Here is a 13,595-nt window from a genome sequence, read left to right on the forward strand (position 1 = left end):
CCCTGATGATTTAGCTGCGATCGACCGGGAAGGCGATCACTTCGCTTAGCGAGCTGGCTTTCAGCGCCAGCATGATCAAACGATCCACGCCCAACGCCACGCCAGAACAGGCAGGCATACCGTGCGCCAGCGCATCCAGCAGATAGGTATCGATAGGATGTTGCGGCAGGCCACGCGCAGCACGACGACGATTGTCCTGCTCAAAGCGCTGACGCTGCTCGCGGCTATCGGTTAATTCACGGAAACCGTTCGCCAGCTCAATCCCTTTGTAATAGACCTCAAAGCGCTCGGCGACGCGGTGATCTTCCGTACTGATCTCCGCCAATGCGGCCTGCGTCGCAGGGAAATGGTAGACGAAGCACGGCTTATCGTTACCAATCTTCGGCTCAACGCCCAGCATAAACAGCAGCTGCAGCAGCGTATCGCGGTCTTCTTCACGATTGGCCAACTCGCCCTCGCCCAGCTTCTCCGCCACTTCGCGTAGCTGCGCTTTATCAGCCGATAACGGATCGACTTCCAGATGGCGGATAAACGCCTGCTGGTACGACAGAGATTCCGCGCTGTCGCACTCCAGCACCTGCTGCATCAAATCGTCCACCTCGTTCATGAGGCGGTACATGTCGTAGTGCGGACGATACCACTCCAGCATGGTGAACTCGGGATTGTGGTGACGCCCGGCCTCCTCATTACGGAAGCTGCGCCCCATCTGGTAAATCGGACCACTTCCGGCCGCCAGCAGGCGCTTCATGTGATATTCCGGACTGGTCATCAGCCACAGATCGCGCCCTTCGGCTGCGCCTGGCCCAACAAAACGCGTCTGGAACGGCACCAGATGGATGTCAGTGATGGTCGCCTGGCTCATCGCCGGGGTATCGACCTCCAGCACGCCGCGATCGGCAAAGAAACGACGTATTTCCGCCATGATAGCGGCGCGTTTCAACAAATTGGCAATGGGTGCGCTCGGCTGCCAGCTTGCCGTTTCGCTCATGTTGATGACTCCTCATACAGATAAGGGGTGGAAGTCTACCCGCAATGCCGATGGCAAACAACGGCAGCGGGCGCAGGCAGCAATTTGCTAGCGGGAAGCTATACTTAACCCATTAAAATCGTAGAGGAATCCCACAATGTCCCCATGGAAAACCCTGCTTGCCAGCCTGAGCGCTTTTCTCTCCGTTGCCTGCTCAACCGCGCCGCCTAAAGGTGTCACGGTAGTAGAAGGTTTCGACAGTCAGCGCTATCTCGGCCAATGGTATGAAATCGCCCGACTCGATCACCGCTTTGAGCGAGGATTACAACAGGTTACCGCTAATTATAGTCCGCGCGAGGACGGCGGCTTGAAGGTGATCAACCGCGGCTACAATCAGCAGAAACAGCGCTGGCAAGAGAGCGTTGGCAAAGCCTATTTCACCGGCGATAAACAACGCGCCGCGCTGAAAGTGTCGTTCTTTGGCCCTTTCTATGGCGGCTACAACGTGATCGCACTGGATCCTGACTATCGCTATGCGCTGGTGTGCGGGCCGAATCGTAGCTACTTGTGGATTCTGTCACGTACGCCGCAGCTGGATGAAAATGTTAAGCAACGCCTGGTTGAACAGGCCAGAAGTGCCGGATTCCCGGTGGATGAGCTGATTTGGGTGGAGCAGAAATAGAGAGGACCGGTGCGAAAGTCGCTTTCGCACCGGACTATCTTACTGTGCGCTGCGCTGGATTGCCTTGCCGCCCGCCGAAACGTCTTCGCCAACACCACGCGTGGTGTTACAAGCGGTCAGAACGGATGAGAGCACCAGCACGGAAAAAATCGCGACAATACTTTTCTTTAACATAGCCATATCCTTTTTGGTTGCAGTAAAAGTACAGCTCTTAAAGCATAGTCTTGATCTGTAAAACTGCGGATTGGACGGATGAAAAAAGAGAAGGGAAACACACAGTGAGAAAAAAGGCGCATCAATGATGCGCCTGATTTGACGATTATTTTACGCGAGAAACGTATTCGCCAGAGCGGGTATCTACTTTTACCACTTCGCCAATTTGTACAAACAATGGCACTTTGATTACCGCGCCAGTCGACAGCGTAGCGGGCTTACCGCCGGTACCTGCGGTATCACCCTTCAGGCCTGGATCGGTTTCGATAACTTCCGCTTCGATGAAGTTCGGTGGCTGAACAGCGATCGCTTTATCGTTCCACAGGGTAACGATACAATCCGCATTGTCCTGCAGCCACTTGGTCACGTCATCCAGCACTTTAGATTCGATCTGATACTGCTCGAAAGATTCTGGGTGCATGAAGTAGTAGAAGTCGCCGTCGTTGTAAGAGTATTGCAGCGTCATATCACGAACGTCTGCGCCTTCGGCAGAGTCAGTAGATTTGAAGGTCTTCTCAACGCGAGAACCGGTCAGCAGACGACGCATTTTAACGCGCGCAAATGCCTGGCCTTTACCCGGCTTAACGAACTCACTGGCTTCGATGGCATATGGCTCGCCTTCGAACATGATTTTAAGACCGGGACGGAAATCGTTGCTAAGATAAGTCGCCATAAAGGCCCTCTGTAAATATTGAACTGGTAAATAGCCAAAAAAATGGCACACATTGTAACCCTAAATCCCCCCGTCAGAGAAGATTGGTTGCAGCAACTAGCTGATGTTGTCACCGAACCTGCTGAATTACTGCAACTTTTATCTCTTGATCAGCATGCTGATCTGGCCGCAGGCGCGGATGCGCGCAAGCTTTTCGCCCTGCGCGTACCGCGCGCCTTCATCGCACGCATGAAAAAAGGCGATGCGACGGACCCGCTGCTGCTGCAAGTGCTCACCAGCCGTCAGGAATTTATCGATGCGCCAGGTTATAGCACCGATCCGCTGGATGAACAAAGCAGCGTGGTGCCGGGTTTACTGCATAAGTATAGAAACCGAGCGCTGCTGCTGGTAAAAGGCGGCTGTGCGGTCAACTGCCGCTACTGTTTCCGCCGCCATTTCCCCTATCAGGATAATCAGGGCAACAAGCGCAACTGGCAGGCAGCGATTGACTACATCGCCACGCATCCGGAACTGGACGAGATCATCTTCTCTGGCGGCGATCCGCTGATGGCGAAAGATCATGAACTGGCATGGCTGGTGGGCGCGCTGGAGAAAATCCCGCATCTCAAACGCCTGCGTATTCACAGCCGCTTGCCGGTGGTGATCCCGTCGCGTATCACCGAAAGCTTGTGTCAGATTCTGGCGGACACGCGCCTGCAGGTATTGATGGTGAGCCATATCAACCATGCGCAGGAAATTGATGATGAGCTGCGTTACGGCATGCAGATGCTGAAGCGTGCCGGCGTGACGCTGCTCAATCAGAGCGTGTTGCTGCGTGATGTGAATGATGATGCGCAGACGCTAGCGGATCTCAGTAATGCGCTGTTTGATGCTGGCATTCTGCCCTACTACCTGCACGTGCTGGATAAGGTGCAAGGCGCGGCGCACTTCTTTGTGTCAGATGAGGAAGCACGTGGGCTGATGCGCCAGCTGCTGCCGATGGTTTCCGGTTATATGGTGCCGAAACTGGCGCGTGAGATTGGCGGCGAGCCAAGCAAGACGCCGCTGGATTTGCAGCTGCGTCAGGCATAAAAAAAGCCGCATCAGCGGCTTTTTTTACAACTGCAACTTACGGGCACTTATACACCTGGCCGGTCATTTTGCTGTCGAGCGGTGCGAAAGCTGACAGCAGATTCTGCGTCGGGCTGGTGGCGCCATAAATCACGTTGCCGCCCATTTCTGCCGCGCGGTTGCGTAGGTCGTTAGCCGCGCCACGCAGTGAACTGCCTTCACCGCCTGAACCGCTCAGCCAGTTGCTCTGAGAGCCGGTAAGCGTTCCCAGCAGCTGACATTGACTTGCGGGTTGTTGGTCGACGAAGGTCACACGTTCGCCGCCAGCACTCAATTGATTGGAGCTGCTACAGCCCGCCAGCAGTAAAGTTCCGACTGCCAGACCGAGCAAGAGGTTAATCCGCATTGTAATCCCCATTTATTATCATCAGTGTCGGGCGGCAGCGTAGCAGAAAAGCGCACTTTTTTTCTGAACATTCATTGCCCTAAACCCGTAAAGCCGAAGTATTGCGCCCTTACTTATACCTTGTTCCCCAGCAAAAGAAAAACCCCCGACCGTTTCCGATCGGGGGTTTTCCAGATGACTTAAGCAGTCAGGGGCAATTACATCATGCCGCCCATTCCGCCCATGCCACCCATACCGCCAGCGCCGCCTAAATCAGGTGCGTCGCTTTTTGGCAGGTCAGTCACCATCGCTTCGGTGGTGATCATCAGGCCCGCAACCGATGAAGCGTACTGCAGCGCAGAACGAGTCACTTTGGTTGGATCCAGGATACCGAAGTCGATCATGTTGCCGTACTCTTCAGTCTGCGCGTTATAACCGTAGTTACCGTCGCCTGCTTTCACGTTGTTAGCAACAACTGAAGGCTCTTCGCCGGCGTTGGAAACGATCTGACGCAGCGGGGCTTCCATTGCGCGCAGCGCAACTTTGATACCCACGTTCTGATCTTCGTTATCGCCTTTCAGGCCAGATGCGGCGATTTTCGCTGCAACGCGAACCAGCGCCACACCACCACCGGCAACCACGCCTTCTTCAACCGCAGCACGGGTCGCGTGCAGGGCATCTTCAACGCGTGCTTTCTTCTCTTTCATTTCAACTTCAGTTGCTGCGCCCACTTTCAGCACGGCTACGCCGCCTGCCAGTTTCGCTACGCGCTCCTGCAGTTTCTCTTTGTCGTAATCAGAGGTTGCTTCTTCGATCTGCTGACGAATCTGCGTTACGCGGCCAGAGATAGCGCCTTGATCGCCCACGCCATCGATGATGGTGGTGGTGTCTTTGTTGATCACAACGCGTTTTGCCTGACCCAGATCTTCCAGGGTGGCTTTCTCCAGCTCCATACCGATCTCTTCAGAGATCACGGTACCGCCGGTCAGGATAGCGATATCCTGCAGCATCGCTTTACGACGGTCGCCGAAGCCAGGTGCTTTAACCGCAGCCACTTTGACGATACCGCGCATGGTGTTCACCACCAGCGTTGCCAGGGCTTCACCTTCCACGTCTTCTGCAATGATCAGGAGTGGCTTACCGGCTTTCGCAACGGCTTCCAGCACTGGCAGCATTTCGCGGATGTTAGAGATTTTCTTGTCAGCCAGCAGGATGAACGGGGTTTCCAGCTCAACAGCGCCTGTTTCTGGCTTGTTGATGAAGTACGGAGACAGGTAGCCGCGGTCAAACTGCATACCTTCAACCACGTCCAGCTCGTCTTGCAGGCCGGTGCCTTCTTCAACGGTGATAACGCCTTCTTTGCCCACTTTGTCCATCGCGTCTGCAATCAGTTTGCCCACGGTTTCATCAGAGTTAGCAGAGATGGTACCAACCTGTGCAATCGCGCGTGAATCCTGGCAAGGCACAGACAGGGTTTTCAGTTCTTCAACGGCGGCGATAACGGCTTTATCGATACCGCGCTTCAGATCCATCGGGTTCATGCCCGCAGCGACGGCTTTCAGGCCTTCGGTGATGATGGCCTGAGCCAGTACAGTTGCGGTGGTGGTGCCGTCGCCTGCTGCGTCGTTCGCTTTAGAGGCCACTTCTTTCACCATCTGTGCGCCCATGTTTTCGAACTTGTCTTCCAGCTCGATTTCACGCGCAACAGAAACACCATCTTTGGTGATGGTCGGTGCACCAAAAGATTTATCCAGAACCACGTTACGGCCTTTCGGGCCCAGGGTAACTTTTACTGCATCTGCCAGTACGTTTACGCCGCGCAGCATTTTTACGCGTGCGTCATTACCGAATTTTACGTCTTTAGCTGCCATTTCAAATATCCCTTAAATTCGTTTCGTTCAGTGAATTGCGCGTAAATTACGCTTCAACAACTGCCAGGATGTCGCTTTCGGAGATGATCAGAACTTCTTCGTTGTCGATTTTCTCGGTTTTGGCACCGTAGCCTTCGCTGAAAATCACCAGATCACCCACTTTTACGTCCAGTGGCTTAACTTCACCGTTTTCCAGGATGCGGCCTTTGCCAACAGCCAGGATTTCACCGCGGGTAGATTTACCGGCAGCTGAACCGGTCAGCACGATGCCGCCCGCTGATTTAGCTTCGACTTCTTTACGCTTGACGATAACGCGATCGTGCAATGGACGAATTTTCATTTGATAGCTCTCCTTTAGAAAGTCCAATCATTCATTTTTGGGGTTGAGCCGGACAGCAGGGCTTCCAGCCTCGTGCTGGAAGAGATAGGGGCAATAAGTGGGCTTTCAAGGGCAAAAAATATAAATATTTTCGTTTCTGCAACAGACGGCGAAAAAAGCAACAAAAAGGCGGCTTGCGCCGCCTTGATTATCTAATGGTCTTTGTCATGACCTATTTGGTCCTGATCTTTGCGCTCATATTCACCGTCCACGGTGAAACCCGCATCCGGACCGGCGCCCGGACCTCGCCATACGCGCAAGTGCGGCATCAACTTCAACGTCAGATGCTTCTGCACCGGCGGCAACAGCAGCAGTAAACCGAGGAAGTCGGTGAAGAAACCGGGCAACAGCAGCAGGAAGCCAGAGATAATCAGCGAAACGCTTTTGGTCATCTCAGCCGCCGGGCTTTCGTTACGCGCCAGCTTCTCCTGCATCAAACGGAAGTTCTTCATGCCCTGATTTTTCACCAGCGACACACCAATACACGAGGTGAAGATCACCAATAGCATGGTGAGCAGCACGCCCAGCGCATGCGCAACCTGAATAAAGATAGAGATCTCAATCCAGGCCAAAACAAAAAAAATCACGAACGGTAACCAGCGCACCGAGTTCTCCTGTGAGTTGGAGCTGCCCCGCAAATGGCCAGGCAGCAGAAAGGGAGGGTCTATGTGACAGTATTGATAGAGATGGGCATTTGCACCGGCATTTTCAACCGATCCTGCCATTTTTTTCCCACTGACTTAAAATTGCGAAGTACATCACATATCGTTATTACCGCTGGGCCTGCAAAAGCCCGTAAAGTGATCTGTGCACAAACAATTCTGTAACATCAGAATATGATCGTGCCCGTCAGTGCGAAGATGGATAATATGTCGGCGCTGACATTCCACGACAATATAATCGCTTCACCTGCACGTTGTTTGCCGCCCGTCCATCCCGACGCCCGGCAGTAACCAGGCAGCAATAACAAGAAGGTAATCATGGCGAACAACATTCGTATCGAAGAAGACCTGTTAGGCATGCGCGAAGTTCCGGCAGACGCTTACTACGGTGTTCATACTCTGCGTGCGATTGAAAACTTCTACATTAGTAATAATAAAATCAGCGACATACCGGAGTTTGTCCGCGGTATGGTGATGGTGAAGAAAGCAGCCGCGCTCGCCAACAAAGAGTTGCAGACCATTCCCCGCAATATCGCCAACACCATTATTCAGGCCTGTGATGAAGTGCTGAATAACGGTAAATGCATGGATCAGTTCCCGGTTGACGTCTATCAGGGCGGCGCGGGCACCTCGGTCAACATGAACACCAATGAAGTGCTGGCCAACATCGGCCTGGAGCTGATGGGCCACCAGAAAGGTGAATATCAGTACCTCAATCCCAACGATCACGTGAACAAGTGTCAGTCCACCAACGATGCTTATCCAACCGGTTTTCGTATCGCGGTGTACGCTTCGATCCTGAAACTGCTCGACGGCATTAATCAACTGAGCGAAGGTTTCCAGCGAAAAGCGGTTGAATTCGAAAGCATTCTGAAAATGGGCCGTACTCAGCTGCAGGATGCGGTGCCGATGACGCTTGGCCAGGAGTTCCACGCGTTTAACGTGCTGCTGAATGAAGAGACTCGCAGCATTCTGCGCACCGCTGAACTGCTGCTGGAAGTGAACCTCGGCGCCACCGCCATCGGTACACGTCTCAATACGCCGGATGGCTATCAGCAGTTGGCGGTACAGCGTCTGGCGGAAGTGAGTAATCTGCCGGTGGTGCCTGCAGAAGATTTGATTGAAGCCACCTCCGACTGCGGCGCGTACGTGATGGTGCACTCGGCGCTGAAACGCCTGGCCGTGAAACTGTCGAAAATCTGTAACGACCTGCGCCTGCTCTCCTCCGGTCCGCGCGCCGGCCTGAATGAGATCAACCTGCCTGAACTGCAGGCCGGTTCATCAATCATGCCCGCCAAAGTCAATCCGGTGGTGCCAGAAGTGGTGAATCAGGTGTGCTTCAAGGTGATCGGCAATGACATTACCGTCACCATGGCGTCAGAAGCGGGTCAGCTGCAGCTCAACGTGATGGAGCCAGTGATTGGCCAGGCGCTGTTTGAATCGATCAGCATTCTGACTAACGCCTGCTTCAACCTGCTGGAAAAATGCGTCAACGGCATCACCGCCAACAAAGCGGTGTGTGAAGCTTACGTGTTCAACTCGATTGGTATCGTCACTTACCTTAACCCGTACATCGGCCACCACAACGGCGATATCGTCGGTAAGATTTGCGCCGAAACCGGTAAAAGCGTGCGTGAAGTGGTGCTGGAGCGTGGCCTGCTAACGGAAACCGAACTGGATGACATTTTCTCCATTCAGAACCTGATGCATCCGGCGTACAAAGCCAAACGTTACACCGACGAAAACGAACAGTAATCCGTTCCGGATCAAGTTGCCAACAGTACGCCCATATACAATGCGGCGTGCTTTTTTCATTTTGGCGGCTACAACTTTAAGAGTCGGGATTTCTCCGCGGCTCAGGGAGTGGAACGAATGGTAGTAGTGGAGTTGGTTATTGTCCTGCTGGCGATCTGGCTCGGTGCGCGTCTGGGCGGCATCGGTATTGGTTTCGCGGGCGGTTTAGGTGTGCTGGCGTTGACGCTGATTTGCGGCTTGAAACCCGGCGCGATTCCCTTTGATGTAATCGAAATTATCATGGCGGTGATTGCCGCAATTGCCGCGATGCAGATCGCCGGTGGTCTCGATTATCTGGTGGGATTAGCAGAACGCCTGCTGCGCCGCCATCCACGCTATGTCACCTTCCTTGCGCCGCTGGTCACCTATGTCATGACGCTGCTGGCCGGCACCGGTCACACCGCGTTCTCCACCTTGCCGGTGATTGCCGAAGTGGCGAAAGAGCAAGGCGTGCGCCCGTCGCGTCCGTTGTCGATTGCGGTCGTCGCCTCGCAGATTGCCATTACCGCCTCGCCGCTCTCGGCGGCGGTGGTATTCTTCGCTTCAATCCTGGAACCGCATGGCGTGAGTTATCTGGCGCTGCTGGGTGTGGCGATTCCCTCTACCATGGCAGCGATCTTCTGCGCCGCCATCATCACCAGTTTTCTCGGCAAGGAGCTCAGGGATGATGAGAAATATCAGGCGCGTTTAGCGAAAGGTGAAGTGAAACTGCGCGGTGAGCAGGTTTATGACATCAAACCGGGCGCGAAGCGTGCCGTATTGCTGTTCCTGATCGGCATCGCCGCCGTGGTGCTCTACGCCACCGCAATTAGCGACAGCGTTGGCCTGATCAGCAATCCCGTGCTGCCACGCAACGAAGCCATCGTGGTGTTTATGCTGACCGTTGCCACGCTGATCTGCCTGACCTGTAAAGTCGATACCGGTGAAATCCTCAGCGCCAGCACCTTTAAATCGGGCATGAGCGCCTGTATCTGCGTGATGGGCGTAGCATGGCTGGGCGATACCTTTGTCAAAGCGCACCTCAACGATATCCAGGCGTTAGCCGGTGATATGCTGCAAGGTTATCCGTGGATGCTGGCGCTGGTGCTGTTCTTCGCCTCTACGCTGCTCTATTCGCAAGCCGCCACCACCAAAGCGTTGATGCCTGCCGCGTTGATGCTGGGCGTCTCGCCGCTGGCCGCCGTCGCGTCCTTTGCGGCGGTTTCCGCGCTGTTTGTGCTGCCAACCTATCCTACGCTGCTGGCCGCAGTAGAAATGGATGACACCGGTTCAACGCGTATCGGCAAGTTTGTGTTTAATCACTCCTTTATTATTCCCGGCGTGTTGGCGATTGCCTTCTCGGTGGCGTTTGGCTTCCTGTTTGGCAGCCTGATTCTGTAGCGCGTTTACATCCTGAAAACCTCGTGGCGAAGCGGTCGTGCTATTATCGCAGCCTATTCGCCACCGGAGCTCATTCATTCGCTATGGCTGCACGACTCTTTCACCTTGCCGGCTTTTGCCTGGCGTTGGTTTTCTGCCTTTCGGCACAAGCCTCACTCTTCTCTCCGAACAATAACAGCCGCTTTGTGCCGGTTGATCAGGCGTTTGGCTTCGATTTCACTCAGCAAGGCAATCAGCTGACGCTCAGCTGGAAAGTGAAGGATGGCTACTATCTCTATCGCCAGCAAATCCACGTCACGCCGCAAAAAGCGCAAATTGCTCCACTTACGCTGCCGCCGGGCCAGCCGCACGAAGATGAGTTCTACGGCAAAAGTGAAATCTATCCGCAGGATCTGCAACTGCCGATCACGCTGCGCCAGGCCGCTGCCGGCGCGACCGTCACCGTGACCTATCAGGGCTGTGCGGCTGCGGGCTTCTGCTATCCGCCGGAAACCCGCGCGGTGCCGCTGAGCGCGGTTGCCGCCAATCAGGCTGCGCCTGCGGTCAGTGCGCAGCCCGCCAATCACAGCACGCCGCTGCCGTTTTCACCGCTTTGGGCGTTGCTGATTGGTATTGGCGTCGCTTTCACGCCGTGTGTGCTGCCGATGTATCCGCTGATCTCCAGCATCATTTTAGGAGGCCCACGCCGCTATTCGATGGGGCGATTGTTCGCGCTGGCGATGGTGTATGTGCAAGGTATGGCGCTGACGTACACCGTGCTCGGCATGGTTGTGGCAGCGGCCGGATTACGCTTCCAGGCGGCGCTGCAACATCCTTACGTGCTGATTGGCTTGTCGGCGCTGTTTATCGTGCTGGCGCTGTCGATGTTTGGCCTGTTCTCGCTGCAATTGCCTGCCAGCCTGCAAACGCGCCTCACGCTGTGGAGTAATCGCCAGCAAGGTGGCTCGCTGCCGGGCGTCTTCATGATGGGTGCACTGGCCGGGTTGATCTGCTCGCCCTGCACCACCGCACCGCTCAGCGCCATTCTGCTGTACATCGCGCAGAGCGGTAATCTGTGGGCCGGAGCCGGCACGCTGTGGCTCTATGCCTTCGGCATGGGCCTGCCGCTGATTGCCGTGACGATGTTTGGCAACAAGCTGCTGCCAAAAAGTGGACCCTGGATGCAAACCGTCAAAGAAGGTTTTGGCTTTGTGATTCTGGCGCTGCCGGTATTCCTGCTGGAACGCGTGATTGGCGATCTGTGGGGCATCCGTCTGTGGAGCCTGCTTGGCGTGGCATTTTTTGCCTGGGCATTCAGCCTCAGCCTGCGCGCCAGCGGCAAATGGCGCGTGCTGCAAGTCATCATGCTTGCCGCCGCGCTGGTCAGTGCGCGCCCGCTACAGGATTGGGCGTTTGGCAGCAGCAACAGTGCGCAAGCCGTGGCGCATCTGCCGTTCCACACCATCAATAGCAGCGAGCAGCTCGACAGCGCGCTACAGCAGGCGCAAGGCCGTATCACCATGGTCGATCTCTACGCCGACTGGTGTGTGGCCTGCAAAGAGTTCGAGAAATACACCTTCAGCGATGAGGGCGTGCGTAACGCGCTAAGTCAGGTACAACTGCTGCAAGCCAATGTCACCGCCAATAACGCGCAGGACAACGCGCTGTTGCAGCATCTGCAGGTTTTAGGTTTGCCCACCATTCTGTTCTTCGATGCGCAAGGCAAAGAGATCCCCGATTCGCGCGTCACCGGCTTCCTCAACGCCGCCGATTTCCGCGCACATTTGCAGAATGTGTCACGTTAAACGACACTGTCAGCAGGACACTGCCCGTTCGTCCGCGAGCGGGCCCGCATTCCAGAGGAGAGTCACTTGCAACGTGAACAAATACTCGAGCATGCGTTGAATGTGCTCGAACAAAGCGGCCTGGCCGCCACCACTTCCCTAACTCAGCTGGCTGGCGCAACCGGTCTTGAAGCCGAACAACTCACGCGTTTCTGGCCCGATCGTGATGCTTTGCTGTATGACGCGCTGCGCTATCACGGCCAGCAGATTGACAGCTGGCGTCGTCAGGTACAGCTTGATGAACACCTCAGCGCCGAACAAAAGTTGTTAGCCCGCTACGAAGTGCTGAGTGAGCACGTCAGCAAAGGCCGTTTTCCCGGCTGCCTGTTTATCGCCGCCTGCAGCTTCTATCCGCAACCCGATCAGCCGGTGCATCAGCTAGCCGAACAGCAAAAGCGCAGTTCGTGGCAATTCACCCATGAAATTCTGGTCGATTTAGCGCTGGATAATCCCAGCATGGTGGCCGATCAGATGGAGCTGATTCTGGAAGGTTGTCTGAGCAAACTGCTGGTGAAACGCAACGTACAGGATGTCGCGACGGCGCGCCGTCTGGCGGAAGATGTACTTGGTATCGCGCTGTGCCGTAAAAATGGTGCGCTGGCGTAGCCTTTTTGTTCACCTTGTCTGAAAAGCAAGCAATCAATCACGATTGCACCGCTTTTTTGACGAAAGCCGTTGACGGCTGTAAGCCATTAGGGTTTAATGCGCCCCGTTGCCCGGATAGCTCAGTCGGTAGAGCAGGGGATTGAAAATCCCCGTGTCCGTGGTTCGATTCCGCGTCCGGGCACCATACATCGAAGCACACTGGTTAGAAGTGAGATCTCTAACGGGTGTCTAAACGAAGATGGTGTTCAAAGCAACGGTGACTGCATTGACAGATGCATCATCCAAGATTGAACATAAAAATCTTCAAGAAAGGGTACCAGTTGCTGCTGGCGCCCTTTTCTCGTTGCCGTAAATAATTACAATCCCTTCAAGTTATGTCAACTTCCATCTAAAAGAATCATTCGAACGGCTAAGGGCTAGTCCTTTCAACTTATCAAGTTTGCTCGAGTTGCTTTCGGCTAATTCGTTACAGTTTTAGACGGTAGTACCTACGTTCGCCGTTCGCAGCTATTACGAATCATCGCGTTATAAATGGCACTTTAGGCAAAATGATTAACGTTATAGAGTTCAACGGTATTTGACTGGCTAAGGGGCTGTAAATGCTTGGTAGAGATACAATGGCCTACATGCGGCAAGATCAGCGTGATGATGAGCTTATGCACCTTGCACAAATAAAAAATGATACTTTATGGTTTAGCTTCGCAATGCAAGAGCTTGTCGCACGGGTGCAGGACTGGCTATGTGGATCAGGCTTTCGCATGAGATCAGCTGTGATCCCTGTTCAAGATGAAAGCATTCAGCTTTGGCCTAATTCCCCCCCAAGCTATTACAATGCCAGCACACTATTACTTAGAAAACAGAACTTAAAAGTTCGCATTATTCCTCTCAGAATCTATGGAGAGGCGGGCTCACGAGGTAGAGCAATACTGGAAGCTATTGACCCGAATGGCCTAATATTTGATAGGCGGTATATCTTATCTCTGGTTCGGGACACATCATGTTGGACGATTCGGATTGCAGACCATTTGCAAATCAGAGCCGTACCTCTCAGCAAAGAAACTTTTAACTTAGCTTTGTCCTCTCTGAACCACAGATAACTAAGATATAAGC

14 protein-coding genes and 1 tRNA gene are annotated in these 13,595 nt (G+C 54.2%); 8 read left to right on the top strand and 7 right to left on the bottom strand.

What is annotated here, in order from left to right; translation table 11 throughout:
* Positions 1 to 10 precede the first annotated feature (10 nt).
* Positions 11 to 988, bottom strand: coding sequence for an elongation factor P--(R)-beta-lysine ligase (epmA, locus tag KVT28_RS16065; protein WP_101762293.1), 978 nt, complete (start codon positions 986 to 988; stop codon positions 11 to 13).
* Between the two features lie 136 nt (positions 989 to 1,124).
* Between epmA and KVT28_RS16070 the strand changes: the two genes are divergently transcribed.
* A complete protein-coding gene (locus tag KVT28_RS16070) occupies positions 1,125 to 1,649 on the top strand; it encodes a lipocalin family protein (protein WP_101762294.1) in 525 nt (174 codons plus the stop codon).
* Between the two features lie 39 nt (positions 1,650 to 1,688).
* Here KVT28_RS16070 and KVT28_RS16075 read toward each other — a convergent pair whose 3' ends face one another.
* Both KVT28_RS16075 and efp read right to left on the bottom strand, forming a co-directional pair.
* Positions 1,689 to 1,823 (bottom strand): entericidin A/B family lipoprotein, encoded by a 135-nt coding sequence (locus KVT28_RS16075; protein ID WP_007886592.1) that lies wholly within the window; start codon positions 1,821 to 1,823, stop codon positions 1,689 to 1,691.
* Positions 1,824 to 1,968: 145 nt separating this feature from the next.
* Positions 1,969 to 2,535 (bottom strand): elongation factor P, encoded by a 567-nt coding sequence (gene efp / locus KVT28_RS16080; RefSeq protein ID WP_034826669.1) that lies wholly within the window; start codon positions 2,533 to 2,535, stop codon positions 1,969 to 1,971.
* Between the two features lie 42 nt (positions 2,536 to 2,577).
* On the opposite strand from efp, the gene epmB reads away from it, so the two are divergent.
* Positions 2,578 to 3,606, top strand: a complete 1,029-nt coding sequence (gene epmB, locus KVT28_RS16085; protein ID WP_192235896.1) for an EF-P beta-lysylation protein EpmB — start codon at positions 2,578 to 2,580, stop codon at positions 3,604 to 3,606.
* A gap of 37 nt (positions 3,607 to 3,643) precedes the next feature.
* On the opposite strand, the gene KVT28_RS16090 is transcribed toward epmB, so the two are convergent.
* The 4 genes from KVT28_RS16090 to KVT28_RS16105 form a co-directional block, all read right to left on the bottom strand.
* Positions 3,644 to 3,991 carry a DUF4156 domain-containing protein gene (locus KVT28_RS16090; RefSeq protein WP_008104416.1) on the bottom strand — a complete coding sequence of 116 codons (348 nt, stop codon included), beginning with the start codon at positions 3,989 to 3,991 and terminating at the stop codon, positions 3,644 to 3,646.
* Positions 3,992 to 4,188: 197 nt separating this feature from the next.
* Positions 4,189 to 5,841: a chaperonin GroEL gene (gene groL / locus KVT28_RS16095; protein WP_101762297.1), complete on the bottom strand. Its 1,653-nt coding sequence runs from the start codon at positions 5,839 to 5,841 to the stop codon at positions 4,189 to 4,191.
* A gap of 46 nt (positions 5,842 to 5,887) precedes the next feature.
* On the bottom strand, positions 5,888 to 6,181 hold the full coding sequence (locus KVT28_RS16100; RefSeq protein ID WP_101762298.1) for a co-chaperone GroES: 294 nt from the start codon (positions 6,179 to 6,181) through the stop codon (positions 5,888 to 5,890).
* Positions 6,182 to 6,372: 191 nt separating this feature from the next.
* Complete coding sequence (locus tag KVT28_RS16105; protein WP_192236087.1) at positions 6,373 to 6,825, bottom strand: FxsA family protein; 453 nt, start codon at positions 6,823 to 6,825, stop codon at positions 6,373 to 6,375.
* Between the two features lie 375 nt (positions 6,826 to 7,200).
* On the opposite strand from KVT28_RS16105, the gene aspA reads away from it, so the two are divergent.
* The 6 genes from aspA (at position 7,201) to KVT28_RS16135 (ending at position 13,582) form a co-directional block, all read left to right on the top strand.
* On the top strand, positions 7,201 to 8,637 hold the full coding sequence (gene aspA / locus KVT28_RS16110) for an aspartate ammonia-lyase (protein WP_101762300.1): 1,437 nt from the start codon (positions 7,201 to 7,203) through the stop codon (positions 8,635 to 8,637).
* Between the two features lie 117 nt (positions 8,638 to 8,754).
* Positions 8,755 to 10,056, top strand: coding sequence for an anaerobic C4-dicarboxylate transporter (locus tag KVT28_RS16115; protein ID WP_110868091.1), 1,302 nt, complete (start codon positions 8,755 to 8,757; stop codon positions 10,054 to 10,056).
* Between the two features lie 83 nt (positions 10,057 to 10,139).
* Positions 10,140 to 11,840 carry a protein-disulfide reductase DsbD gene (locus KVT28_RS16120; RefSeq protein ID WP_217549249.1) on the top strand — a complete coding sequence of 567 codons (1,701 nt, stop codon included), beginning with the start codon at positions 10,140 to 10,142 and terminating at the stop codon, positions 11,838 to 11,840.
* 66 nt (positions 11,841 to 11,906) lie between these two features.
* Complete coding sequence (locus tag KVT28_RS16125) at positions 11,907 to 12,485, top strand: transcriptional regulator (RefSeq protein WP_101762303.1); 579 nt, start codon at positions 11,907 to 11,909, stop codon at positions 12,483 to 12,485.
* A gap of 108 nt (positions 12,486 to 12,593) precedes the next feature.
* Positions 12,594 to 12,669: transfer RNA gene (locus tag KVT28_RS16130), tRNA-Phe, on the top strand.
* Between the two features lie 415 nt (positions 12,670 to 13,084).
* Positions 13,085 to 13,582: a hypothetical protein gene (locus KVT28_RS16135; protein WP_217549251.1), complete on the top strand. Its 498-nt coding sequence runs from the start codon at positions 13,085 to 13,087 to the stop codon at positions 13,580 to 13,582.
* Positions 13,583 to 13,595 lie beyond the last annotated feature (13 nt).

Origin of the sequence: Pantoea sp. GbtcB22, from assembly GCF_019091025.1 — a bacterium.
Classification (GTDB): Bacteria; Pseudomonadota; Gammaproteobacteria; order Enterobacterales; family Enterobacteriaceae; genus Pantoea; species Pantoea leporis.

What these genes read in the sequence shown, in the direction of transcription:
- epmA (WP_101762293.1), bottom strand. Translation starts at nt 988, where the DNA reads ATGAGCGAAACGGCAAGCTGGCAGCCGAGCGCACCCATTGCCAATTTG.
- KVT28_RS16070 (WP_101762294.1), top strand. Translation starts at nt 1,125, where the DNA reads ATGTCCCCATGGAAAACCCTGCTTGCCAGCCTGAGCGCTTTTCTCTCC.
- KVT28_RS16075 (WP_007886592.1), bottom strand. Translation starts at nt 1,823, where the DNA reads ATGTTAAAGAAAAGTATTGTCGCGATTTTTTCCGTGCTGGTGCTCTCA.
- efp (WP_034826669.1), bottom strand. Translation starts at nt 2,535, where the DNA reads ATGGCGACTTATCTTAGCAACGATTTCCGTCCCGGTCTTAAAATCATG.
- epmB (WP_192235896.1), top strand. Translation starts at nt 2,578, where the DNA reads ATGGCACACATTGTAACCCTAAATCCCCCCGTCAGAGAAGATTGGTTG.
- KVT28_RS16090 (WP_008104416.1), bottom strand. Translation starts at nt 3,991, where the DNA reads ATGCGGATTAACCTCTTGCTCGGTCTGGCAGTCGGAACTTTACTGCTG.
- groL (WP_101762297.1), bottom strand. Translation starts at nt 5,841, where the DNA reads ATGGCAGCTAAAGACGTAAAATTCGGTAATGACGCACGCGTAAAAATG.
- KVT28_RS16100 (WP_101762298.1), bottom strand. Translation starts at nt 6,181, where the DNA reads ATGAAAATTCGTCCATTGCACGATCGCGTTATCGTCAAGCGTAAAGAA.
- aspA (WP_101762300.1), top strand. Translation starts at nt 7,201, where the DNA reads ATGGCGAACAACATTCGTATCGAAGAAGACCTGTTAGGCATGCGCGAA.
- KVT28_RS16115 (WP_110868091.1), top strand. Translation starts at nt 8,755, where the DNA reads ATGGTAGTAGTGGAGTTGGTTATTGTCCTGCTGGCGATCTGGCTCGGT.
- KVT28_RS16120 (WP_217549249.1), top strand. Translation starts at nt 10,140, where the DNA reads ATGGCTGCACGACTCTTTCACCTTGCCGGCTTTTGCCTGGCGTTGGTT.
- KVT28_RS16135 (WP_217549251.1), top strand. Translation starts at nt 13,085, where the DNA reads ATGCTTGGTAGAGATACAATGGCCTACATGCGGCAAGATCAGCGTGAT.